This window comes from Erysipelothrix aquatica (assembly GCF_009828775.2).
In the GTDB taxonomy this organism is placed as follows: domain Bacteria; phylum Bacillota_I; class Bacilli_A; order Erysipelotrichales; family Erysipelotrichaceae; genus Erysipelothrix; species Erysipelothrix aquatica.
On the sequence record NZ_WTSY02000034.1, the window covers coordinates 1 to 25,425 of the forward strand.

General features: G+C 38.4%; 25 protein-coding genes and 1 other annotated feature. Of the genes, 4 read left to right on the forward strand and 21 right to left on the reverse strand.

Annotation, left to right across the window (positions count from 1 at the left end; genetic code table 11):
* The 10 genes from GVV20_RS08850 to GVV20_RS08895 form a co-directional block, all read right to left on the reverse strand.
* Window positions 1–909 (reverse strand): replication initiation and membrane attachment family protein (locus tag GVV20_RS08850; RefSeq protein ID WP_250690185.1); only part of this gene is annotated, 909 nt, incomplete at its 3' end.
* On the reverse strand, window positions 909–1,487 hold the full coding sequence (gene coaE, locus GVV20_RS08855) for a dephospho-CoA kinase (protein ID WP_159741084.1): 579 nt from the start codon (window positions 1,485–1,487) through the stop codon (window positions 909–911). The genes coaE and GVV20_RS08850, both read right to left, overlap by 1 nt.
* A complete protein-coding gene (mutM, locus tag GVV20_RS08860) occupies window positions 1,484–2,305 on the reverse strand; it encodes a bifunctional DNA-formamidopyrimidine glycosylase/DNA-(apurinic or apyrimidinic site) lyase (RefSeq protein WP_159741083.1) in 822 nt (273 codons plus the stop codon). Before mutM ends, coaE begins: the two co-directional genes overlap by 4 nt.
* Window positions 2,306–2,308: 3 nt before the next feature.
* Entirely contained in the window at window positions 2,309–4,822 is a 2,514-nt protein-coding gene (gene polA, locus GVV20_RS08865) for a DNA polymerase I (RefSeq protein ID WP_159741082.1), read from the reverse strand.
* A gap of 35 nt (window positions 4,823–4,857) precedes the next feature.
* Complete coding sequence (locus tag GVV20_RS08870; RefSeq protein WP_159741081.1) at window positions 4,858–5,823, reverse strand: metal ABC transporter substrate-binding protein; 966 nt, start codon at window positions 5,821–5,823, stop codon at window positions 4,858–4,860.
* An 18-nt stretch (window positions 5,824–5,841) separates the two neighbouring features.
* Window positions 5,842–6,942: an AI-2E family transporter gene (locus tag GVV20_RS08875; RefSeq protein ID WP_159741080.1), complete on the reverse strand. Its 1,101-nt coding sequence runs from the start codon at window positions 6,940–6,942 to the stop codon at window positions 5,842–5,844.
* A gap of 10 nt (window positions 6,943–6,952) precedes the next feature.
* Complete coding sequence (locus GVV20_RS08880; protein WP_159646012.1) at window positions 6,953–7,483, reverse strand: hypothetical protein; 531 nt, start codon at window positions 7,481–7,483, stop codon at window positions 6,953–6,955.
* Window positions 7,480–8,319 carry a rod shape-determining protein MreC gene (mreC, locus tag GVV20_RS08885; RefSeq protein WP_159641452.1) on the reverse strand — a complete coding sequence of 280 codons (840 nt, stop codon included), beginning with the start codon at window positions 8,317–8,319 and terminating at the stop codon, window positions 7,480–7,482. Before mreC ends, GVV20_RS08880 begins: the two co-directional genes overlap by 4 nt.
* Window positions 8,320–8,386: 67 nt before the next feature.
* A complete protein-coding gene (radC, locus tag GVV20_RS08890) occupies window positions 8,387–9,073 on the reverse strand; it encodes a RadC family protein (RefSeq protein ID WP_159741079.1) in 687 nt (228 codons plus the stop codon).
* 48 nt (window positions 9,074–9,121) lie between these two features.
* A complete protein-coding gene (locus GVV20_RS08895) occupies window positions 9,122–9,919 on the reverse strand; it encodes a MetQ/NlpA family ABC transporter substrate-binding protein (protein ID WP_159741078.1) in 798 nt (265 codons plus the stop codon).
* 43 nt (window positions 9,920–9,962) lie between these two features.
* Window positions 9,963–10,198: a binding site (T-box leader), on the reverse strand.
* Between the two features lie 249 nt (window positions 10,199–10,447).
* Here GVV20_RS08895 and GVV20_RS08900 point away from each other — a divergent pair.
* Window positions 10,448–11,467, forward strand: a complete 1,020-nt coding sequence (locus tag GVV20_RS08900) for an oxidoreductase (protein ID WP_159741077.1) — start codon at window positions 10,448–10,450, stop codon at window positions 11,465–11,467.
* A 38-nt stretch (window positions 11,468–11,505) separates the two neighbouring features.
* Here the strand turns inward: GVV20_RS08900 and GVV20_RS08905 are convergent, their stop codons facing one another.
* Genes GVV20_RS08905 through GVV20_RS08915 form a run of 3 tightly spaced genes read right to left on the reverse strand, consistent with a single transcriptional unit; the run spans window position 11,506 to window position 14,138 of the window.
* On the reverse strand, window positions 11,506–11,787 hold the full coding sequence (locus GVV20_RS08905; protein WP_159741076.1) for a hypothetical protein: 282 nt from the start codon (window positions 11,785–11,787) through the stop codon (window positions 11,506–11,508).
* 35 nt (window positions 11,788–11,822) lie between these two features.
* The gene (ftsZ, locus tag GVV20_RS08910; RefSeq protein ID WP_159741075.1) at window positions 11,823–12,884 is read right to left on the reverse strand and encodes a cell division protein FtsZ; all 1,062 of its coding nucleotides are present in this window, start codon (window positions 12,882–12,884) and stop codon (window positions 11,823–11,825) included.
* Between the two features lie 18 nt (window positions 12,885–12,902).
* A complete protein-coding gene (locus GVV20_RS08915; protein WP_159812838.1) occupies window positions 12,903–14,138 on the reverse strand; it encodes an acetate and sugar kinases/Hsc70/actin family protein in 1,236 nt (411 codons plus the stop codon).
* Between the two features lie 193 nt (window positions 14,139–14,331).
* Between GVV20_RS08915 and rpmB the strand changes: the two genes are divergently transcribed.
* A complete protein-coding gene (gene rpmB, locus GVV20_RS08920) occupies window positions 14,332–14,523 on the forward strand; it encodes a 50S ribosomal protein L28 (protein WP_159638724.1) in 192 nt (63 codons plus the stop codon).
* A 30-nt stretch (window positions 14,524–14,553) separates the two neighbouring features.
* On the opposite strand, the gene GVV20_RS08925 is transcribed toward rpmB, so the two are convergent.
* The 8 genes from GVV20_RS08925 to gmk all read right to left on the reverse strand — a co-directional run bounded on the left by GVV20_RS08925 (window position 14,554) and on the right by gmk (window position 23,188).
* Entirely contained in the window at window positions 14,554–15,144 is a 591-nt protein-coding gene (locus GVV20_RS08925; protein WP_159741353.1) for a thiamine diphosphokinase, read from the reverse strand.
* Complete coding sequence (gene rpe / locus GVV20_RS08930) at window positions 15,141–15,788, reverse strand: ribulose-phosphate 3-epimerase (protein ID WP_159741352.1); 648 nt, start codon at window positions 15,786–15,788, stop codon at window positions 15,141–15,143. The genes GVV20_RS08925 and rpe overlap by 4 nt, the downstream gene beginning before the upstream one ends.
* On the reverse strand, window positions 15,785–16,642 hold the full coding sequence (rsgA, locus tag GVV20_RS08935; protein WP_159741351.1) for a ribosome small subunit-dependent GTPase A: 858 nt from the start codon (window positions 16,640–16,642) through the stop codon (window positions 15,785–15,787). The genes rpe and rsgA overlap by 4 nt, the downstream gene beginning before the upstream one ends.
* A gap of 66 nt (window positions 16,643–16,708) precedes the next feature.
* Window positions 16,709–18,481 carry a Stk1 family PASTA domain-containing Ser/Thr kinase gene (gene pknB, locus GVV20_RS08940; RefSeq protein WP_159741350.1) on the reverse strand — a complete coding sequence of 591 codons (1,773 nt, stop codon included), beginning with the start codon at window positions 18,479–18,481 and terminating at the stop codon, window positions 16,709–16,711.
* On the reverse strand, window positions 18,478–19,206 hold the full coding sequence (locus GVV20_RS08945) for a PP2C family protein-serine/threonine phosphatase (protein WP_159741349.1): 729 nt from the start codon (window positions 19,204–19,206) through the stop codon (window positions 18,478–18,480). Before GVV20_RS08945 ends, pknB begins: the two co-directional genes overlap by 4 nt.
* 30 nt (window positions 19,207–19,236) lie before the next feature.
* Window positions 19,237–20,451, reverse strand: coding sequence for a transcription antitermination factor NusB (locus GVV20_RS08950; protein WP_159741348.1), 1,215 nt, complete (start codon window positions 20,449–20,451; stop codon window positions 19,237–19,239).
* Window positions 20,452–20,453: 2 nt separating this feature from the next.
* A complete protein-coding gene (gene priA / locus GVV20_RS08955; RefSeq protein WP_159741347.1) occupies window positions 20,454–22,583 on the reverse strand; it encodes a replication restart helicase PriA in 2,130 nt (709 codons plus the stop codon).
* A 32-nt stretch (window positions 22,584–22,615) separates the two neighbouring features.
* Window positions 22,616–23,188, reverse strand: coding sequence for a guanylate kinase (gmk, locus tag GVV20_RS08960; protein WP_159638740.1), 573 nt, complete (start codon window positions 23,186–23,188; stop codon window positions 22,616–22,618).
* A gap of 209 nt (window positions 23,189–23,397) precedes the next feature.
* Here gmk and GVV20_RS08965 point away from each other — a divergent pair, with 209 nt between their 5' ends.
* Both GVV20_RS08965 and GVV20_RS08970 read left to right on the forward strand, forming a co-directional pair.
* Window positions 23,398–25,023, forward strand: coding sequence for an Rqc2 family fibronectin-binding protein (locus tag GVV20_RS08965; protein ID WP_159741346.1), 1,626 nt, complete (start codon window positions 23,398–23,400; stop codon window positions 25,021–25,023).
* A 71-nt stretch (window positions 25,024–25,094) separates the two neighbouring features.
* The gene (locus GVV20_RS08970; protein WP_159741345.1) at window positions 25,095–25,283 is read left to right on the forward strand and encodes a hypothetical protein; all 189 of its coding nucleotides are present in this window, start codon (window positions 25,095–25,097) and stop codon (window positions 25,281–25,283) included.
* The last annotated feature ends 142 nt before the right edge of the window (window positions 25,284–25,425 follow it).

The window sequence follows — 25,425 nt, forward strand, 5'->3', positions numbered from 1 at the left end:
GTCTAGGATATATTCTATTAATATATTGACTACCTCATCATTGAACTTAAAGTTACTTTGGAGGGACTTAATCAGATTCTTATCTGCATCCACAACATAATCATTTTCTTGTTTATACGCGATAAAACTGATGGGATCAAGTTCATAAGCATTTGAAACAGTATTAACATTTTGAATTCCGTGGTCTCGATCAACAAGAACCTGAAACTTCCGCTTATCAAAAATCATTGTTTCAAAATTAGTTGATGCTAGGAGCTTAGACTTCATGTCAGCATAGCCTATTTTATAGTTACTTCCAAACTCTTCAACAACATCAATAACTTCTCGCGTTCTAAGCTGCATAGGGAAAATCATTGGATTTAAGGTCTTAAAGAAAGAACTTGCGTCAAAACGTCTTTTTCGTGATGTCTCTGCAACCGGCCTTGTAATGAATGCTGTTTCAGATTGTTCGTCCCATGTGGACAGTCTTGCAATATCAAACGGCGCAGTAATCTCTTCAGCAGTATCCGGGATTATCGGTACCTGCACAAGCTCACATGCTTCAATATATTTTTCGCGCCCCATTACAATAGCATACAGACGACCAAATGTACTGTGCTCCATAAAATCTACGGGACGAAGCGGCTCTAGCAACTCCAAGGAAAGTGACTTATCAAGTTCAAATGTACGTATTAATCCAAAGCGTTCGAGTTCTTTCCGATTTGCCTCGAATTCGCGTACATCAATTTGAAGAATTCTCAACAATTCTCTGATTTCAACACTAGAATCTAATGTAGAAAATTCGTAAAGCGTCAAATAGAGCGATGCTGCGGGATACGAGAAAAGTGGTTGATAGTACACCATTAAACTATGCAATTGGTCGGGTGCAAGATCATATTTTTTGTTTACATGAATAACTACTTTAGCCACTATTGTTCTCCTCTCAATTTATGAATAACTGCATCAATACAGTCATGTAATTCAGCCAACGAACCGTCGTTATTAATTACAAAATTCGACTTTTCAATTTTGGAAGCCTCATCAAGATGACGTTTCGATCGGCGATTCACTTCTTCCTCATCAAGCCCCCGTCTAGCTAGCCTTTGAATTCGTGTCGAATACGGTGCAGTTATCATCATTACTTTATCAAAAGTTTTTTCAGAATGTGATTCAAACAAGAGCGGTACTTCAAAGAACATTATTTGATTCTGTGCATTTACCTGATTTACATCTTGCTGAATTTGTGGGAAGACTAAATTTTCCAACGCATCAAGTTTTTCATAATCATTGAACACAATCGCCGCTATTTTACTACGATCAATGTCGCCAGTTGGCGTAAGAATACCATGGCCAAACATTGTTATTAGAGCGTCATAAAGGCGTCCATTCTTTTCATAATAATCATGGACCATTTTATCGGTATCATAGACTTCAAATCCAAGGGCACGTAGATACTCACTTGCCTGAGATTTACCGCCTCCGATTGTTCCTGTAATCGCAATTTTCATCGTTTCACCTTCTGACATTTTGGACAAAATACACTTGACCTTCCACCTATAACAATTCGATCCATCGTTGTCCCACATCGAGGACACGGCTTACCGCCTTGTCCATAGGCCGCTAGTTGAATTTGAAATCGGCCATGAACGTTGAGTCCTGATGTATAGGATCTAATTGTAGTTCCACCTGCTTGAATCGCATTTTCTAAGATGCGGCGCGCAGACAAAATAAGCTGTGACAATTTGATTGTCGAAATCATCTTCGCCGGAGTTAATGGATGAACCCGAATATCGTGAAGTATTTCATCCGCATAAATATTTCCAACACCCACGAAAATGGCTTGATCAAGTAGTACTAGTTTGATTGGGCGTCCGATTGTACTGTATTTCTTCTTTAGGTATTCTGAAGTAAGTTTCTCGTCCCATGGTTCATATCCTAATCGCTTACTCTCAAAGAATTGTTCCGGATGCTTTGTTACCACCATTCTCGAAAACTTTCTTGTATCCAAGTAATGAACATAATGGTTTGCTGTATTAAATGTAAGATGTGTGTGAGTGTTAGGTCGTTGTTGCGAGTCATAAAGATGAAATTTGCCTTCCATTCGCAAATGAATAATCCAATTATATCCATTGGTAAGCTCAAACCAAACATATTTCCCGCGGCGTTTGAAATCAACAAACGATTCACCAACGAGCACATCAATTGGATACTCTGAACCAGTTTCCAATAATGGTTGGTATCGAAGGTTGATTGCTTTAATCTGTTCATTTAGTAGCGAGACGCCCATTGTTTTAACAATAGTCTCTACCTCTGGCAATTCTGGCATTCGTTACTCTCCTAACCAATTTGATCCGATATCAACTGAGACTTTTAATGGAATTGGCCAATCAACGATACTCTCCATTACTGATGTCATCAGTGAAATCACTTGTTCCACTTCTTCATCCAATACGTCAAAAACAAGCTCATCATGAACTTGAAGAATCATGACTGATTTTAAATTTGCTTCTTTCAATGCACGATATGCTTTGACCATTGCAATTTTTATTATATCTGCTGCAGTTCCTTGGATTGGTGCATTCATTGCTGCCCGTTTACCAAATTCTTTGACTGCACGATTCTTATCGAAAATTTCTGGAATATAGCGTCGTCTTCCAAAATACGTTGTAACAAAACCATCTACTTCACATTTTGCAATGACCGAATCCATATATTTTTGAATATTTGGATAAGCTTCATTGTACTTATCGATAAATGCACTTGCCTCTGCAATTGAAATATCAAGTTGTTTTGATAAACCAAACCCCGAGATACCATACACGATTCCGAAGTTTACAGATTTCGCTTGACGACGCATGGCACCGTCTGCTGAAGAAACACCAAATATTTCATTTGCGGTGGCCGTGTGAATATCAATATCATGTTTGAATGCATCCATCATTTTCTCTTCATGTGCTAAGTAAGATAAAACCCGCAACTCAATTTGAGAATAGTCAATACTTACAAGCTTATGACCTGGACTCGCAATGAACGCACCGCGGATTGCACGTGTCTCTTCATCACGAACCGATATATTTTGTAGATTTGGATCACTTGATGACAAGCGGCCCGTTTGTGTCGCATGTTGATTAAACGATGTATGGATGCGATTATCTACACCTATAAATTTAGTGAGTCCGACTGCATACGTACTATAGAGCTTAGCGTACTTGCGGTATTCCAAAATTGGTTTGATAATTGGGTGAACACCCTCAAGTGATTCTAAAACAGATACAGCCGTAGAGCGCTTTTTACCACTTGGAAGCTGAAGATGATCAAACAGCACTTCTGAAAGTTGTTTCGGAGAATTAATGTTAAACTCCTCGCCTGCTTCGTCATAGATTAATTGAGTCAACCTATCTATCTTTGACTTTGTTTTTTCGGCAACATCATCAAGTATGCTACGATCTACATTGATTCCTAAGAATTCACATTCCGCAAGCACCATAACGAGCGGTAATTCGATGTCATCATAAATAGCAATGAGTTCATCTTTCATCGCCTTTTCTTTCAACTCTGAGTATAATGTGTGCATTCTTTTAATTATCGCAAAGGTTTGCTCTAGACCTTCATAATTTAAATACCACGCATTATATTCGTCTTTTAACTTTTCAAATGTCGTCACCGACGGATTAATTATAAATGCGAGTAAGAGAATATCTTCGATGCCCGCCTGAATCGCTATATCGTGCTCTAATGCGAAACGATAGAGCGCTTTAGAAGAAACTGCAAACAATTGTTTCTCACGACCAAGTAACCCGTGGAATACACTGTCTAGAATCATTTCCGGAAGTGTCAGATAAGCAAAAGTTACTGCATTAGCGTTATAAATGGTAATTCCTTGAAGAACATCTTTCTTGTCATAATCTAACATCAATGTCACATCATCTGCCAACCACGATTCTTCGAGATCAGCCATTTTAAAGTCTTCTTTACCTGTATCAATGATTTCAACATCTTCTGTTATTAAGGAATTCATGTCATACTTTCGATAAAATGCATTTAAAGTATTGTCAGGAAGAGCATAGCGAAGCGTATCCAGGGTTATGGAATTTGGCACTTCGACATCAATTTTAGCGAGTTCGTAGGACAAACGCGCTTGCGCTTCATAATTACGAACATTCTCACCCATTTTACCCTTAATTTCATCTTTATGTGCATACAAGTTCTCAAATGAACCATATTGTTGAATTAATTTAAGTGCGGTTTTTTCACCAACTGAAGGAACACCGGGAATATTGTCACTTGTATCACCTTGAAGGGCTTTAACATCCACGATTTGTGATGGCGTAATGTTCATTTCCGCTTCAAGATTTTGAAGGTTCATCGTTTTAATGTCGGTAATTCCCTTTTTCATGAGAAGAACTTCAACGTTTGTATCAATTAACTGAAGTAAGTCACGATCACTGGATAATATTTCCACCTTTACATCGTTATATTGCTTTGACAAGGTTCCAATAATATCGTCCGCTTCATAACCACTGATTTCTAATCGAGGAATTGGGTATGCATCAATGAATTCTCGAACAAGTGCGAATTGAGAAACTAACTCATTATCAACTTCTTTTCGGGTCCCTTTATATTCACCAAACATCTCATGTCTAAATGTTTTATCCTTAGTATCAAAAGCTACAAGGATATAGTCTGGTTTTGTTAGTTCAATGGCTTTCGTAAGCATTGTCGAAAAGCCATAAACGGCATTGGTCACAACACCTGTTGAAGACATCATATGCCCTCGCGATAATGTTCCATAATATGCTCGAAACAACATCGAGTTTCCATCTATTAATAGTAATTTTTCCATAATTTCCTCCATTTAAAGAAAGGAAACCCTTAGGTTTATCGACTTATCGATTTAAGGGTTTCCAAGTTTTGATACATGATTCGAATGTAATCATACTGTTCCGCAACATCCTTTTCAGATAATGAATAAACATTGCTTAATTGTATCTCAGTTAACGCTAGTTCTGTTTTTAACTGATTGTATAGTGCTGTTTGTTCTTCCGTCATACCTTCTTCAAAGGCAATATGTTTTACATTATTTGTTTGAATAGATGTACGAATATCGTTGAGCATCGCTTCCGTTGGAAGAGCACCAAACTTAGAAATGGTTACCGGATATACTTCGACCCCAAAACTCTTTTGCCAGTTTCCAAATGTCGGTGTCATCGTGACAATTTTAATGGGAACTGCTGGTGTTTTGATTTGTTGGAAATCGGCTTGCAAACTCGTTAATTCAATTTCTAGTTTAGAAAATCTCTCTTCAAATTTTGCAGCATCATCCGGATATGTCGCAACTAACCAATCTTTAATGGTTCTAGCCATCGAAGTCATCGCTAGCGGATCCATCCAAATGAACGGATCTTTATCATAAACATCCACTCTCTCAAAGTTTGGAGTATCATAATACGGTGATTCGACTACGTGTGTCGAATTCGCAGCGGTTACTGTCGTAAAGCGAGCAAAGTTGTAAAGTGATGAGCGTTCCGCCATATCTATAACTTCAATCTTATTGTTAGAGATGATATCATCACGATAAATTTCCCAGTAGGGCTGAATTTCATTGATATAAAACATCGTATCCGCTTTTTCGAGAACTTCTTTATAATCATCTCTAATTTGAGCAGTTTGAGGCGTTGACCCAACATCAAGTCTTTCGACATTAACGCGGTCTCCTGCCAGTGTTGTTACGAGGTATTCTAAAGGATAACTTGTAACTACTACATTCTTATTTTTTGGAACGCAGCCCGTCAACATCAGTGTAAGCATTACTACAACCAATGTACTTTTAATTAATCTTTTCATAAATACCCCTCTTTCAAATTACGCTTCTACTTTTGATTCCAATTCCCAATTGTTTTTCTTCAAGGCATAAATTGCACGCAATGAGAAGTAAATTGGCATTGAAAGTAAAATACCGATAAATCCAAACATGACACTCGATGCAAAGAACACAAAGAGAGAAGACACCGGATCAATTTTATCTCGTTTTGAATATACAAATGGTGAGATGACATAGTTGTCTAAGTTTGAAAGGATAAACAAGCCAATTGCTAATGCAATAATGCGTGGTACTGGCAGCATTAGTGAAGTTAAAACAGCAAGGACTTGAACCGTGATCGGACCAATGTATGGTATTAGCAATGCGAATGCAGCCATAACACCTAATACTAATGCGTAGTTATGCCCAACCAACGAATAGAGAATAGTATATTCAACAAACGTAATTGTCATGATGACAATAAGTGTTTGTAGATATTGTAACACAGCGCGGTTCACGACAATGAGTGAATTCGCAACTTTTGGAGAAACTTTATAAGCACAATTCAATACTTTTCGAGTTACATCTTCATAATCAAAAATGAGATAAAGACCAATAACCAAAGAGAAAAGCGCAGTGGTCAAGAAATTAATGAGTTGACCGACAAATTGTGACGCAAATGTTGGAATTGTTGGGACACTTTTAATAAGGCCCTCCAAGATTTTAACACCTTCATTCACAAGATTTGTAACCCATGGCTCTGGTTTTCCTTGTTGGAAATCCGTATAGTACTTCAGCAATTGTTGAATACCGTCAACACTTGAATTGATAATAGTCATCATATCAGTAATGAGCTTTGGTAGTATTGATGAAATCAATAAGACAACGAGTGCTACGAAAACGATGAGCGTAAGTGGCACAACAATTTGCCGCTTGATTCCAAATTTTTCAAAATACTTCGTAATTGGATGTAAAATATATGCAATTCCGAATCCTATGATGAATGGCATCAAGATAGATTGAAGTTTTCCAAATGCGTAAATCCAGAATCCTTCTGTGAGCATTAGTAAATATAATGTAACTAATGACATAATAACAATTAACAGTCGATTAAGTGTTAAGTTTCTATTTATAAACGTCTTAACTTTTTCTTGTGTGTTCATAAGTCCCCCTTTATCTCATATAGAGATTTTGTGCTTTTTTCAGGATATACTGGTGCATTTTACTGTAACCAAATCTGACAATTGGAATCAACATTAAATTTCCAAGCAATACCCAGAAGCTTCGATAAGCTAGAAAAGCCATAAACTCTTGGTTATACCCCTTGCTATACCAAGCCATGATGTAAGTTATTATTTCTTTGATAAATAAACTTACGATAATTAAGAGAATAAACTCTGATACAGAGTAACCGATATGTCGATCGAACAATCGTACGATCAACATTGTAAGTGCAAACGATACAAAGAAGATTGGAAAGCTATCCATATAGTTGAATTCCAACCAAATGCCCAGTATCATCGCTTTGATGATGGACTCTTCTCTACTATCATTTTGACTCAACATGATTAAACCCATAAACGCCATATTACTTACAAATGTAAATTGTGGAATCAAAAATTGACGCCCGAGCGCATTTAGAACTCCATCTAAAAACAAGAGTATAACAATATAGACAAAATGCATTAGTCGAATTGTTCTCATGGTCGTTTAACCACAGATATAAATCGAAGATCATCAAAGTCAACATTCGATTTCACATATACGACAACGCCAATTCCATCCGCAATATTTCGTTGTGAATGAACATTTCCAATAAGTAACCCAGCTGGATAGACACCACCAATTCCTGCGGTCGATACAACCATATCCGGCGATATTGACGAATTTGTCTCTAATAAATTAATTGAGAACAGATTGGTTTCATGATTATAGGAATCTAAAATTCCCTGAACATATTCACCCGGCGCCGTTTCGATACGGACAGATACTTTTGAATTATCATCATTTGCAGTTAAAATTGATACTTCAGATTGATTTTCACTCACGTGTTTAACACGGCCGATGACTCCTTGCGGAGCAATAACACCGTCACCAACACTAACACCATCTGCGGCGCCAATGTCTATTGTAATTGTGCTATCCCAACTCTCACTGGAATGATACTTCACGGTTCCGTTAATTTGAACTAATTCTGTATAAACACTTTTTAATTCGTTTTGTGCTTTTAGCTGACTAATTTCTTCTTCAAGAGCTTTTACGCGTGTCTGCCAATGTGCCGCATTTTCCAATTCATGGCGTAATAAGTCATTTTCGTATCTTACGTCCCACATTGTCGCTACATCCGTCATAAAGCCACTTGCTGTTTCAATTGGATAGTCAATTAATCCATATTTCATCATAGAAAAGAAGCTGAAGAAATTACGGTCTACATTTTGATAAAACTTTGATCCCTTTATCATTCCTGTTCCCATAATTGCTACGACTATGATTAGTATGAGCGTCTTCATCACGCTATTGAAAGTACTTTTTCTTTTCATTGAATCACCTATTTTATTATACTTAAGAATGACTGTCTTTACAAATAAAAGCGTGATTCTTCACACACTATTCTATAAACAATTCCGGTAATTGAAATCTAAGTGAAATGTAGTTTGATTGCGAGACAATTAAATGGTCATAAACTTCCACACCAACAAGGCGACACGCCCTAATCAACACAGTTGTCGCTTCGATGTCACTACGACTTGGTGACATCGTCCCACTTGGATGATTATGTACAAATACCACTTTCATCGCTCCGACGATACTCGCTTCGCGAATGATATCTCGAGGGTGAATAAGACTTCGATCTACAGTTCCCACAAACAAAACTTGATGATTTAGAATACAACGATTTTGATTTAGGTATATTACTAGAAACTGCTCTTGTTTCGCAAACCCTATTTTTATGAACAGCCATTTAATAATTGACGCAGTATCATGAATTTCGACAATTTGGCCACAACGTGGCTCAACCATTCGTTTGGCAATCTCGATAATTGCCAACACTTCGATTGCCTTCACTTTTTTTATTCCATTAATTTTAATGAGTTCATGTAATGTCATTTGGGGCAACCCCGTAATGTTACCACATCGTTCAAAAATCAAATCCGCTATCTCAAGCACGGATTTGTACTTGGTTCCAGAACGTAATACAATCGCTAACAATTCGCGATCGGATAATATTTCAATCCCTAAATGCTCAGCACGTTCTCGTGGACGCAAAGAAGGATGCATATCATGGATTTTCATGTCATCATCTCCATCAATAAATATGCATCCTTCTGTTTAATTCTTAAATTATTTCAAAACACTCGTAACCGCTGGAGCAAATTGAGCATCAATGTAATCTTTCACACGTTGATCTTCAAACGCTTTAATAATAGCTTTAGTCTTTGGACTGTCTTCATTTCCTTCTTTAACTGCAACGACATTAACAATGTCAGCAATTGTTTCTGGCGAAATCGTTTCCGTTTGAAGTACACGATCAACTACTTTCGCAGTGATTGCGTAGTTTCCGTTTAACACAACATACTCTGCATCATTTATGAGTGGTGCAATTCCATCACTTTGAACTTCTTTAATCGTGATTTCTTGGTTGAATTTAACGATATCTTTAACGGTTGCGGTATCACGGTTATCACCCAACTCAATCCAACCAATTTCTTCAAGAACCTTCAGTGCTCTTGGTAAATTAGTTGCATCATCTGGCACAAGTACAGTATCACCTTTAGCAACATCAGCTAAAGAAGACTTCTTCCCTGCATAGATTCCAATTGGTTCATAATGAACTTTTAATACATCCACTAAATGAGTTCCATTATCCTTATTAAAGTTTTTTAGGTAAGGAATGTGTTGGAAGTAGTTTGCGTCCAAACCACCTGATTCAACTTCAGTGTTAGGAATTTTATAGTCATCAAACTTTTTAACCGTCAACTCAAAGCCTTGCTCCTTGAGTGGCTCGCGAAGTTGCTCTAAAATATCTCCATGCGGAAACGGTGTTCCACCAATTACGATAGTTTTATCGTCTCCACCTTTTGAAGCACCACAACCAGTCAACACCAATAATGCTGCTAATAAAACGAGTAATTTCTTCATATGTTCTCCTCCTTATTGTTTCTACATATAAAAAACGCCCATCCCTAAGGATGAGCGTGCTCATGTTACCACCTTAATTTAATTACCTTTCGCAAGATAATCCTTATCGAGTACTATCATACTCTGTCGCGTTAACGGGCGAACCCGGTCTTACCTAAATATACTATCTCAGTAAAACTGCTCCAAGGCCATTTTCATTTAACTGCCACTATCTGCTCTCACCCTACACAGACTCTCTGAAAGTTTTCATTAAACTACTTTCCTTTTCATCGCTTTTACATATTATGAGTTACATTTTCAGAAATGTCAACAGATATTTAATAAATCTTGTTTGTCATGTACTTTTTTAATTAACATGATGCAAGTCCCCCCTTAGACATCTATTTTGTTAAAGATTGCTATTTTTGCGTTAATTCACCGTTCATTATGCTTTTCTACCTACCATACACAAATTATCCGACTCCATACCATTGCATCTCAATATTATTTTCAGTAAACAGTGTTATAATTTCCTTAGGAGTGATAACTATGAACCTTTTTGATAAAACTAAGATTAAAAACTACGAGTTGAAAAATCGCATCGTTATGGAACCTATGTGCATGTACTCAGCGTTCAAGCATGATGGCATCCCCACATACTTCCATTTTGCGCATTATGTCTCGCGCGCAATCGGCCAAGTTGGGATGATCATTATCGAATCAACAGGCGTTGCACCCGAAGGACGCATTACTGACGATTGCCTAGGATTATACAACGATGCTCAAATTGCGCCATTCAAGAGTATTGTTGATGCTGTCCACGAGGAAGGCTCGATTATCGGCGTTCAATTGAATCATGCGGGCCGTAAGTCAACTGCAAGTGATGGAATAGACACTATCTATGGCCCTAGTGCAATAGCTTATTCTGATGATTCACGCACGCCCGTAGCCCTCACAACCACCGAGATAAAACGTATCATCAAAGATTTCCAAGATGCTGCGGTTCGTGCTGATAAGGCTGGGTTTGATGCTATTGAAATTCACGGTGCACATGGATATCTTATTTCTGAATTTATGAGCCCAGCATCAAATCATAGGACTGACAAGTACAAAGACGGATCCGTGTTCTTACAAGAATTAACGGATGCAATTACCGACGTTTGGCCAAAACATAAGATTTTGTCATTACGTGTTAGTGCAACTGATTATGAACCCAATGGACAGACTGTGGACGATACAATTCGCATGCTCGGACCGGTTGCAGCTTCATATGACTTCATTAATGTTTCATCTGGCGGAATTACAATCAACCCACCAACTAAAATATATCCAGGGTATCAAGTTCCGTTTGCACTTAAGGTTAAAAAAGCTTTCCCCGACAACAATATTATTGCATGTGGCATGTTAGGAAATCCCGATCTTGCTGCCTATGTCATTGAATCAGAACAAGCTGACTACATCGGACTAGCACGACCTCTTCTTTCGAATGCTAACTGGGTGCTTCACGCAGCCCATGCTCGACGTAAAAATGATCTCATTACCCAACAATATAAACGTGCTTTTAAATAGAAGAAAAGGTTGTGATGTATAATTCATCACAACCTTTTTTATGCTTTAAGTTTATTCGCAAGTTCGAAAAGCACAGGTTCTGCACCGACACCAGTTCTTAATGATGTACCATCAATGACTTCAATGTGTTCATTAGCATCGTCATATGTAACCATTGAGACCGCTACAGCTTCATGTTCTGTTACTCGTTCAAACAATTCTGGCGTTGTCGCTTCAATTGTCGCTTCAACACCCATCATACGCAAGTACTCATCTATTTTATTGATGATTTTCGGATTGTATGATGCTTCGTTACGAAAAATTACAAACACTTTTTTCATATAAACTCCTCATAGTGCGCAAACTGCACACCGTATTAACGTGTTCTAAAAAATTCAGGGATATCGTTATTAGTTGTTTCTGTACGTTCATTTTGTGTTGATTGTGATCCTGAGCGTTCTACTTGAGCGACTGTTTCTTGAACATCACGAACTGAATCATCAAAACCTGTGGCAATCACAGTTACAATAATTGCATCCCCAATGTTTTCATTAATAGCAACTCCAAAAATAATGTCAATATCATTTCCAGCAGCTTCACGAATGTATTCAACAGCTTCACTCGCATCTTGAATCGAAATTGAATCTCCACCAGTAACATTTACAATTGCGTTACGAGCACCATCAATTTGTGCTTCTAGTAATGGTGACGTAATTGCTTTTTGTGCAGCTTCGATTGATTTGTTCTCACCCTGAGCCATACCAATTCCGATTAATGCGCTACCTTGGCCTTGCATAACAGAACGAACATCAGCAAAGTCCAAGTTAATCATTGCAGGAACAGCGATTAAATCAGTAATTGTTTGGACACCTTGACGTAATACATTATCTGCTTCTTTAAAGGCTTCTTGGAATGGAATACGACCAATTACTTCAAGCAGTTGATTGTTACTTACGATAATTAGAGAGTCTACATATTGTTTTAGCTCATCGAGTCCTGAAGACGCTTGTTCGCGACGACGACGTCCTTCGAAAGTAAATGGTTTTGTAACAATCCCTACGACCAATGCTCCTTCTTCTTGAGCAATCTTGGCAACAAGAGGCGACGCACCTGTACCCGTACCACCACCAAGACCAGCAGTAACAAAGACCATATCTGCATCTTTAACCGCAGCACGGATTTCATTTTCACTTTCGACTGCGGCTTTGCGTCCCATTTCTGGGTTAGCACCAGCTCCAAGTCCTTTGGTTACTTCACGACCTAATTCAATACGATTGACGACTGGTGAAACATTAAGCACTTGTAGATCAGTATTGGCTACATAAAACTCTACACCCTTCATGCCTTCATCAACCATTCGGTTAACGGCATTATTTCCGGCCCCACCGACGCCAATAACTTTAATTCTTGCTACACTATGTTGAAAATTTGTACTCATTTTGTTCACTCCTCCAATTTATCGTTCAAAGAACATGTTTTTAAGTTTTTGAGTAATCGAATCATCTTTTATATCTGTTTCAATATCCAATACCGTATTCATAAAGTCAATTTCATCAACGCTTGCCATCGTCATTTCACGATAAACATGTTGATCTTTATAGTAGTAGAACGAACCAAGCACTGCTGTTAAGCCCGACTCCTTCGCTCCAAACGTTGTCGATCGATACGTTGATACTTCAGAATTACTTTCATTCGCAATCACGGTCTCAAGTCCAGCTATGACGCTAGCCTCACCGGTCACGACAAATTTTGGTGATCCTAATTCAAATATTGGTTCACATCGCATTACCAAGTCTTTTAAAAACATTTTGATATCATCCGCAACAATTGTCATTAGTTCTTCTTGTGTCAACACATGTGTTGTTGATTTCGTTGACCACATGAAGATTGGGTCATTGCTTGGGTTCTCTAAATCTAAATCTATATTGTAATACATCAATCGGTGTACCACATCACTGGGTACCTTTAATGTTGTTTCTATTTGTTTTGAAAATTTCTCAAATCCTGTTTCAAGGTAGTCACTGGATAACAGAACTCCCTTGTGAAACAAGGATAATCGTGTCATTTTTTCATGGAGCGTTATCGCAATTATAGGCTTATCGATTGACGCTTCGAATAAAGATGCTTCTTTACCAAATCCGATATCATCAGAAATGATATCTAGGATTTTTAATCCCGACTTCTCTACAACACTTACGTAAGGGAATATTACTGATTGTTTCCCATAGTAACACTCTGCTTCTATTGTAAGTGCGTCACTTTTTTCGTTTAATGGGAGCTTGCGTGTCGAGCTTCCATTAACAAAAAATTTACTCATTAATATGTTTGTTAAGATATATCCTTCAGGATATTGTGCTTTTGCTAATTCATTATATGCGCGCCGGACATCCGACTCCGAGATACGTCCTGTAATTGGGACTCTTAACTGACGGTTTATGCGCTTGGTATGTACTCCAGGTACAACCAATAAAATGCGCTTTACAACTACCCCCAAGTTGCGAGATGCATTCTCAACAGCTTTTTTAATTGAATCTACAACATGTGTTTCACTCATAATCGTATATCCTGAGATACCCAGATGGGGAACACGTTCTACTTTTAAAATATTTAATCTACCATTGAAAAATTGTCCAACTAATAAGCGTACTTCGTGATCCGCAATTTCTAATGCTGCAATGATTTGTTTTTCCATTTGCGAACCTCCTTCATGCTTAGTATAATAATATCATAATCAAAGCTAAGATTAAAGGCATTAGGGCTTGACTTCAATAGAAATTTCACATTCATATTTTGTCTATTTTTTTTAGGAAACCTACTTGATTAAACATATCGCCTATGGTATAGTTACTAAGCGTTAAAGAATAGACAAGAAAGGGGGTTACGGTATGCCTAGAGTATGTTCAGTAACTGGAAAGAAAACCATGTCTGGAAACAAACGCTCACATTCACTTCGTGCAACACGTCGTAAATGGAATGTTAATCTTCAGAAAGCGACAATTATGGTCGATGGAAAGCCAACTAAGGTCCGTATTTCCGCCCGTGCATTAAAAACTATCAAAGCACAACAAGCTCGATAATAAAAATAACGGTGGATCACCGTTTTTTTATTATTGATTTGCTTGTATTATAAGTGCAGGGCCACCTTGAAGCGTCACTACCCCTACATCATCAAGAATTTCATTTGATGTTAGATAAGTATCACCAAAATTAACATCACGTTGATCAAGCGGATATTTGAATCCTTCAAGTGTAATCGTAATTGGTTCAAAAATAACAACAGATAAATAGTAATAATCATTTTTAGCGATATGGTGAGTTCCCTCATCATATCTTTTTATTTTGTTTTGACCATCGTACAAGGTAATCCGTGAATCGAGCATTGCTGTTACCACATTGCTGTATTCGTGATCACGGCGGCGCCCCAATCCTCCATAGACTACGATTTCATCATAGGCTCCTGCTTGCTTGTATGCAAACAAAAAATCAGTATCATCTTTCATTGGGTTGAGTCGGATTGTTGTGTCGGCATAGTTTTTAATTCGCTGGAAATCTTCTTCGCTAACAGAATCAAAATCTCCACATGCCAACATTACAGGAATGCCCTTGTTTAAACAAACAAGGGCCCCATAGTCAACACCGATAACATCACCTTCAACGGTTCCTTCAAAGTCCCCTAAAACGAGTGTGACGGTTCTCATAATAAAGAAATAACTGCCTTTTCAATATCATCACTGAAAACATAACTTCCAGCAACTAAAATATCTGCACCTGCCGAGCGTGCGCGAATACCCGTTTCGTCGTTGATTCCACCGTCAACAGAAATGAGATACTCGTAGTTATTTGATTGTCTGAATGCGTCAACTTCTTTGATACGATCCAACATTTCAGGCATAAAGGCTTGGCCTCCAAACCCTGGTTCAACACTCATAACAAGAACGATATCTACATGTTTAAGATATGGAACAATAAGCGAAATATCTGTGCCTGGTTTTAATGTGATTCCAGCTTTTATACCACGTTTTTTTAAATCTTTAACAGCAGCAATTCCATCCATGACATCATCAAAACATTCAGCATGAATCGTGATGGCATCGGCACCTGCATCAATAAATGCGTCAAAATACTGAACAGGGTCACTGATCATCAAATGGACATCCATCAATAAATCCGATACATGATCAACCTGTTTGAGAATACCAGGACCAAAACTAATGTTTGGCACAAAGTGACCATCCATAACATCAAAGTGTAACCACTTAGCCCCCGCTACTTCTACACGTTTAAGCTGTGTCTTCATTTCTGAAAAATCTAAAGATAAAACTGATGGCGATACTATTTTCATCCCCGTGTGTCCTCCTTGATTAGTTTAACTACATCCACATAATTTGTGTATCGAATTTTTGATACAGCACCATTTTCTACTGCTTCTTTGATTTTACAACCTGGTTCTTTTAAATGCAAACAATTACGATATTTGCATTGCCCAATATAAGATGTGAAATCTGGAATCGATTCAGCTAACATTTGAACGTCAACTTGCGAAAAGTCAAGTGATGAGAATCCTGGTGTATCAGCAATCCATCCGCCTGCGATTTCATAAAGTTGGTTATGACGAGTTGTATGGCGTCCACGTCCGAGTGCTTTAGAAATTGCTTGCGTATTTAACTGTAATTCTCCGTTAATACGATTCAATATACTTGATTTCCCAACGCCACTTTGGCCTGCAAGCACCGACAGTTTATCTTTTAGGATATTCTCTAAAGGGTCCGTTGGTAAATTTTGGCCCGTAAGAACCACTTGATAACCACGCGTTTGGTATTCTTGAATGATTTCATTTTGCGCCTCTTTTGGAATCAAATCAGCTTTAGATATGACAATGACGGATTTAATACCTTCGAGTGAAATCAAAAATATAAGGCGATCTACAAGTGTGTATGAAAAATCTGGTTCCTTCGCCGACATTACGATTAAGGTTTGATCTATGTTAGCAACCAGTGGGCGTATCAAATGATTCTCGCGTTCAAGAACTTCTTGAATCACCCATTGTTCCTCAAGAAACTCGACATGAACGTTGTCCCCTACAATGGGTTTTTGTCCCAGTCGAAGTTTTCCCATTGCTTTTGCAACATGAAATTCGCCGTCCATGTAAATCGTGTAATGGTTTGAAACGATTCGTGTAATTCTTGCTTTTTTCATACTTTACCTCATAGCTCTATTTAAGCAATTTTCTCAGTGCGTGCAGTTTTATGCACTTTGTTTACTCTACTCAGATCCTGGTTTGTTTGATCCAGAGTTTCCAGATTCAGGTTTTCCATTATCAGGGTTTCCGGTATCTGGTTTTTCGGGTTCTGGTTTTGTTTCAGGCTCCGGATTGGAAATTTTTTCGTAATAATAAAGTGTTACCGAACTTCCATCATCTTGAACATAATAGCTTCCTGCTAATGGATTCGTACGTTTAACAACATTGTACTCAAGTTCCTTAATCTCAGCGAGGCTAAGCCCTGCTTGTGGCAATAATTCGGTTCGCGTTACGATTCCCAATGCTTCAAGTTCTTGTTTGGCTGCCGCAACCGATTTACCCGTTACATCTGGTATTAAAAGTTGCATCTTTGAGCTTACTGTTAGCGTCAATTCGCGTCGTTGGTTTGGCACAATTTTATCGCCTGGATTTAACCCTGATTGACTAATTACAATTCCTGGAGCCATATCTTTTCGTGGCTCAGTTACTGTCTTAATTTCAACATTAACATCTTTAAGTGCTTGTGTCACGGCATCCACCGTCATACCAGTATAATCCCCTACTTCAAACATTTTTCCATGGGATACCGTCAATTTAATCTGGTCTCCTTTAGCAACAGTTGCGCCTTCACCAGGCTTTGTTGCCATTACAATGCCTGATTCATACTCGTCAGAGTAACTGTAACTCACAGAAGCATTTACATTTAATCCTAATTGTTCAAGTGCTACTTTCGCTTCTTCAACTGTCATACCGGTAACTTTCGGAACTTGTATATCAACTTTAGGTTTTGGTCTGAATAGAAACCATGCGAAGAGTCCCACCACAACAGCAGCGGCAACACTTCCACCAATTATCATCATTTTTTTACGTTTTTTCTTTTTGGCCTCGAGTTCAGTTTCTTCTTCAGTTAATGTTCCGAGCACACGTGTTCCTTGGTCATCTTCAGGTGTCTCAAACTCCCATAAGGGTTCATCAGCACGAGAAGGGTCTAAAATATCTGACAAGTCTTCGATAAATTCATCGATATTACGGTAACGGTAGTTTCGATTTTTGACCGTTGCTTTGGCAATAACATTTACGATTGAATTGGGCAAGCTCGGATTGAATTTTTGAACTGAAGGAAACGGGTCACGCATATGTTTCATCGCAATCTCGACCGGATTTTCCCCACGATATGGAATTTCACCCGTTAAGAGTTCATAAAATACGACGCCAAGTGCATAGATATCTGATTGCTTTGTTGCACCTTCTCCGCGTGAAAGTTCCGGGGCCATATAATGGACCGACCCTAATACCGAATCATGGCGTGTTAATTGGATTGCGTCGCCTGCAAGGGCGATACCAAAGTCGGTTAGTTTTACAGTTCCATCATCCTTGATGAGCACATTTTGTGGTTTGATGTCACGGTGAATTACTTGATTCGCGTGCGCAACTTGTAGTGCTTGTGCAAGCTGCTTGATAATTGCAACGGCTTCAAACTTATCCAAAGCACCACGGCGATGAATCAACTCTTTTAAGGTTGTACCTCGCACCACTTCCATTACAATATAGTGTTGCCCATTGTCTTCACCTACATCATAGACTTCTACAATTCCTTGATGACTAAGGCGACTCGCTGCGGTTGCTTCACGTTGAAAACGAAGCAGTGACACAGGGTCTGTGGACATTTCGCCACGCAGGCGCTTTAATGCAACTTCACGGTCTAAAACTGTGTCTTTCGCAAGAAAAACATCGGCCATTCCACCGTTTCCAATTCTACGAATGAGTATGTATCGATTCCCTATGATTTCCGTCATTTTTTGTCACCCTCCAACAATATTATCGAGATGTTATCATAGCCCCCAGAACGGTACGCCATTTCCATAAGTCGATGTCTTTTTTCTAGTATATTTCCTTCATTCATTATTTGTGTGATCATTGAGTACGGAACATAGCCGTGAAGACCATCACTGGATAAGAGAAGATAATCCCACCCTTTTTCAATGGTAATTGTTTCAAATGAGATTCTCTCATCGATTCCAACTGCATTCATGAGTACATTTCGTTTTGGATGTTTATCAATTTCTTCTTTAGATATTTGCTTACGACGGTACATCTCGTACGCATAAGTTTGATCTTCTGATAGTTGTGTTAAGTTTTGATTCTCAAAACGGTAAATGCGACTATCTCCAATATTATAGGCAATTGCACCATCTGATAAAATAACGCAGGCAATCATAGTAGTCCCCATCCCTTGGAATTCAGGGACCACTAACGATTCATGATACACAGCTCTATTTACTTCAGTAATCGCTTTATTAAACCAAGTGGTTACCTCATCTAGCGTCGTAAAGTATTTATGGTTTACAAAGGACTCCGCTAACATACGTGCGGCCATTTCACTAGCAACCGAGCCAGCATTAGCACCACCTATTCCATCACATACCATCGCTAAAAGGGCATTATGATTTTCTACAACTGCGACATTATCTTGGTTTTCTTTTCGTAATAATCCTATTTCGCTAATGCTTGTATATTTCACGGTTAGACCTCTCATTTCTTCTTGTCTATCTTAGTATTTACGTTGTAACTTGGCAATATAGAATCCATCACCCATGGTTTCCATGGGGTTCATGGTTTCATCGTGAAGCAACGTAAAGTTGTCATGATTCTCTAAAAACTCTTTAATTTGCTTTTCATTCTCTTTTCGATTCAATGTACAGGTTGAGTACATCAAGATACCTGATTCTTTCACCATCGGTGCAATGTGACGCAGCATTTCTTTTTGAAGAGTCACCAGCGTATCTAAATCTTGCGGATAAATATGATAGCGTAAATCGTGTTTGTGCGAAAGAACGCCCAATCCTGAGCATGGTGCATCAATAAGAATGCGATCGTATTGTTCCTTTGCTTGATATTCAAGTACATCTCGCGTGTGAATTGTCGCAATTTGTACATTTGTTCGTTCCATCAGTTGTCGTGTGGATGTTGCGCGCGATTCATATAATTCTACGCCATCAATAGTACCTTTATTTTCCATAAGCGCGGCAATTTGTGTTGTTTTTGTTCCCGGACCACAGCAGCAATCAAGAACGCGCATGCCTGGCTCCAAGGCCATCCGTTTCACGACTTCTTGAGAATTAACATCTTGAATTAAGAGGTATCCCTCATCAAGGTAGTTTGTCTTAAATAATTCAGCCTTCGCAATCGTATGCCCTCGAAGTGTCTCAAACACTGACGGATCCAAAGTATCAGTTGGTTTTAGTGTATTTAGGCGAACATACGCAGGTTTGATTTGCTGGCAGTAAATTGCGTAATCCAAGGCAAATGCCTCTGAATATTGTTTGCTTAAAAGTTTTAAAATCCATAATGGCATGCTGTACTGAATTGATGCTACTTGAAGCGTATCGCCTTCAATAGGTCGTTCGCCTCGCTTCATAACATTTTTTAAAACAGCATTAACGACACCCGCATAGCGGAATTTTTTTATTTTTTTTGCTAGGTCAACTGATTCATTTACGATGGCATAATCGGGAATTTTATCCATTTTGAAAAACTGTGCCAGTCCCATTTTAATAATTAACTGAATCTCTTTCGGGAGTTTCTTATCAATTAAATCTTCGAATTGATAATCGAGATATAAACTATGTTGTAATGTTGTGTACACAAGTGCACTTACAAACGCTTGATCTTCAGGTTTTAAATCTAATTCTTTTAACACAAGGTGAGCATGTCTATCCTTGAAGTAAACTTCAGATAGAACTTTGTAGGTTTCGGTTCTTCTCATCTTTATTCGAGCGTTAATGGATTAACATCAACACTCACTCCTGTTCTATTTATTTTCTTATACAACTCTAATGCTTGATGCGTTTTAGCAATCATAACATCGAGATCTTTTCCTTTTAATATTATACGGCTTCTGTGTCTACGATTCAAACGTCGTAACATGACTGGACCGATTTGTTGAATTTGTGGGTCTTCGATAAACGGAACGAATCCGTTTGCTGCTGCGAATGCTTTGTCCGCATCTTCATCACTAAATATTATTGAAATAAGGTAGCGATACGGTGGATAATTTGCGATTTGACGGTAGTTCATTTCAAATTTGAAAAAGTGCTTATATTTTTGGTGAATCGCTGTTTGAATCGCGTAGTGCTCTGGATTGGCCGTTTGAATCATGACTTCACCTGGATATTGGCCGCGTCCTGCACGCCCAGATGCTTGGAGTAACATTTCAAATGAAAGCTCTACTGCACGGTAATCTGTGTGAGCCAATGCAGTATCAGCATTAATAATTCCTACTAATGTGACATTCTCAATATCAAGACCTTTCGCAATCATTTGGGTTCCAACCAGAATATCTGTCTCGTGATTCATAAATGAATTTAGAATTTTCTCGTGAGCATTTTTTTGACGGGTAGAATCTGCATCCATACGACCAATTCGAGCCTGTGGGAATAATGCTTGTAAATGCTCTTCCAAACGTTGTGTTCCAACACCACTACCCACTATATTCTGATTTCCCTTCGTATTCGTATTGTGATGTGCAGCGTATCCACAGACATGACATTTCAAACTTGCTTCATCTTTATGATAATTTAATGAGACATCGCAATTCGGGCATTGAATTACCTCATTATTGACATCTTTAAGTAAGGTCATATACCCACGCCGATTCAACAACAACATAACCTGTTGTTTTTTTTGCAGGCGATCATAGATACCGTCAAGTAACGTCGGTGTCAGTAAATGAGATGCACGGTTTTTGAGTGCTTGACGCGTATCGATTACGGTTACTTTGGGGAAGGTCTGATTAACACGTTCTGGCAGCTCTAAAAGTGTATAGACCCCTTTTAAAGCTCTCGCATAAGTCTCTAATGCTGGTGAAGCGCTCCCCAAGACCAAAGGACATTTGTGATACTTACTTCGGTGGATTGCAACATCACGAGTGTGGTAGAAAGGTGTATTTTCTTGTTTATAACTACTGTCATGTTCTTCATCCATTACGATTAACCCTAAATTTTGAAATGGCATGAAGGCCGCTGATCGAGTACCAACAACAATATTGACGTCACCTCGTTTGACCCGCATGTACTGTTCATATTTTTCTTGGTCATTTAATGCGGAGTGATAAATCGCGACATCTTCACCAAAGCGCGTAGAAACACGATCAATCATCTGAGGGGTTAGCGAAATTTCAGGAACAAGAATTAATACTTGCTGTCCCTGACTCACAACATCATGTGCCAATTGTAAGTATATCTCTGTTTTTCCACTACCTGTTACACCATGTAGCAAGTATGTGTGTGCATTGTTAAAGTGCACCCGCTTCAGGATATCTGATTGAGCATCTGTTAATGCGTATTTAGCATCCTGCTGAACGATCGGCTTACTTTCGTAGATAACCTCTTGATCTTCGAGTGCAAGGATTCCTTTATCGATAAGATTACGGAAACCAGAATACATTTTTTGTGCTTCTTTTACAGGTATTGTTGTGTCCGTACGAAATTGATCGAGAAATTGTTTCTGAGTCAGTGTCAGTCCTTGAACATCACCATGCAATCGTCGAACTACCCGTTGGGTTTTAATACGCTTAGCGTTCGATTTAGGGCGTAATTTGTTGGGTAAAATTGTTTGAAGACAACGGATCATTGGAGCTATCGTTTGGTCTTTCATCCATTCTGCCAATTCAAAAAGTTCCCTATTTATTACCGGTTCGTCATCCAAAACTTCTATAATTTCAGCAATCTCATAATCCATAGGAATTGGGGGATATACTTGATTCACGAAACCAATAAGCTCACGGTTATTCATCAAAACCTTAACACGCATACCCGCTTTAACATCATGACTACCGCTTTGGTATGTCAGCGTTTTGTTTCCTAAAAAACTATTTTCTATATAGACATCAAGATACATGCTCATCCTCCTATAAAGACTTAAAACAACTCCTAAAGAGTTGTTTCAATGTTTCGCTTAATAATTAGTGCAACAGAGTCTGCTGCGAGTTGTGGGTTCTCATTGCAAATAACGTATCGATAGTGGTTCATCAGTTCCATTTCTTTACGTGCCTTATCCAATCGTTCTTGGATAACATCTTGTGACTCTGTTTGACGTCCTTCAATCCGTCGTTTTAATTCTTCCATACTTGGTGGTACTAAAAAGATACTCAAGGAATCTGGTACTTTATCAATAACTTGGCGAGCACCTTGTACTTCAATTTCTAAAAGTACATTTTTCCCAAGATCGCGTAAGCGGTCCACTTCTGCCATCAATGTACCATAGTAATTGCCAACAAACTCTGCATACTCCAACATTTCATCATTTTCAATCGCTTCTTTAAAACGTTCTTGACTCACAAAATAATAGTCTTTTCCGTCAATTTCACCATTTCGCGGTTTACGCGTCGTCATTGAAATTGAAAATGCAAGATTCAGTTCTTCCTTTTCAAAAAAAATCTTTCGTACAGTTCCTTTACCAACACCGCTTGGACCCGAAAGAATAATGAGTAATCCTCGTTTCATAAACACCATCCTCTTAAATATTTTTATTATTATACCACAGCTTCTCTCAAAATGCTTTTAAACTCGTGTATTTTACAGTGATTCTACGACAATTTAACACATTGAATTTCATACTTTTGAAAGATACTCCAATTCTACAGTTATTCTGTGCTTTGCTTTCGACACGCATACCGGTATGATATAATACTATCACTTGAGAGGTTGATACTATGGCTATAGATGGCGTTTTACTACATCGCATTGTTACTTTAATGGACGAATCGAGTCCAATCAAAATTAATCGCATTACCCAACCGTCAAACCACGAGTTTTTAATTCATGGTTTTGCTGGCAAAAAAATGAATTTAATGATTTCAACACATCCGGTATTTAGTCGGGTTCAATGGACCCGATCAAAACCTACAACAAACATTGACCAAACACACATGCTCACCTTGATGCGCAAGCATTTAGATGGTGGTATTATTACAAAAATTGAACAATATGGTTTTGACCGAATCATTGAAATCTATGTTGAACACCGTGATGATATGGGTGTGATTCGTCCCTATCGTTTAATTGTCGAACTGCTTGGGAAATACGCAAACGTTATTATTGTGGATGATAATGGCATTATTGTGGATGCCCTCAAACGAATCTCTCCCTTTGAGAATACGTCACGGGCAATTGTTAGTGGAAGCACCTATGATTATCCGCCACAATTTGATAAAAAGTCCTTCAAGGACTTAGCGACATATGATCCTGAGAGTGCATTACGAAACCAATTTAATGGTATTTCACCTTTACTTGAACGTGAGTTGACACATCGTCTAAAAACCGAAGATGCCGAAGCTATCGTTCAAGAACTGATGACATCCACAACCCTTTATGTTTATGATAATGACTTTCACATCATCCCGTTAACACACCTCAATAAACCATATCAAGAATTTCCAATCATGGAAGGGTTGGATGCTTTCTTCCACGATTTACAAGAACAAGACCGGATTAAAGCACAAACAGGAGATTTGGTTAAACTCATTCGACGTGAACTTAAACGTAGCAAACAAAAGTTACCGCGATTGTACGAAGATGTAGAAAAGGCGTTAGACAGTGATCATCTACGCGAATATGGAGACCTACTCTTCGCATTCGCAAGCACACTTCCAAATGGGCAAAACGAGATTACGCTTGAAGATTTTAGTGGCGACACTGTCACGATCCCTTTAGATCCTCGTTACTCAGGGAAAGACAATGCACGACTTTATTTCAAAAAATACCAAAAGGCAAAAACATCAATTCGTTATTTAGAAGAACAAATCAATAAGACTGAAGCCCGGATTCATTATTTTGAAGGGTTGCAAGTTCAAGTCGAACAAGCATCCGTCGAAGATGCACAGGAAATCCAAGAAGAATTAGTATCACAAGGTATTGTTCATCAACGACGCATTAAGCGACGTCAAACACAACAAAAGAAGAAAAAACCAAATTACACAACGATTGTGTATGACGATGAAACAACCATCTTCGTTGGTAAAAACAACATTCAAAATGATGCAATCACCTTTAAGCTTGCACGAAAAGATGACATGTGGTTTCATGCTGCATATGACTTTGGTGCCCATGTCTTAATCAAAACGCCCGAATTGGACGAACAAAAGATTAGATTATGTGCTCACCTTGCGGCATATTTTTCCAAAAGCAGACTGGGTAGCTCCGTAGAAGTACACTACACCCAAGCCCGTAACATCAAAAAAATTCCAGGTGGTCAGTTAGGTCTCGTGAGTTTATCCACTCACAAAAGTATCTTTATAGATCCTGATAAAGAACTCATTGACCAATACATCAACAATTAGAAACCATTTCATAGCAAACAACGCCATGTTATAATATACATAGAGGAATCAAAATGAAGGAGGCACTAAGAATGACACCATTATTATTGTATTTTCTTCCAGTTATCTCTATCATCTTTATGTATTTCGTGATCAAACATCTCTATATCATGCGTTGTGATGTTCGAGAAATGAAAGTGATGATGCAAGAAGCATTTGATAAGCAACACCGTCCCCATAATGATTTTGATGCAAACACGCAAGAAAAAGAGCCGGAATAATCCGACTCTTTTTTTAGGTTCTACATATTCTAGTGTTGGTGAGAAATCATCAACACTTTTTAATGCTTAATTTCGAACATAATAAAAGACATAGATGACAAACACGATATACTTAGGTTACTACACTCCAAGAAAGGTGCTA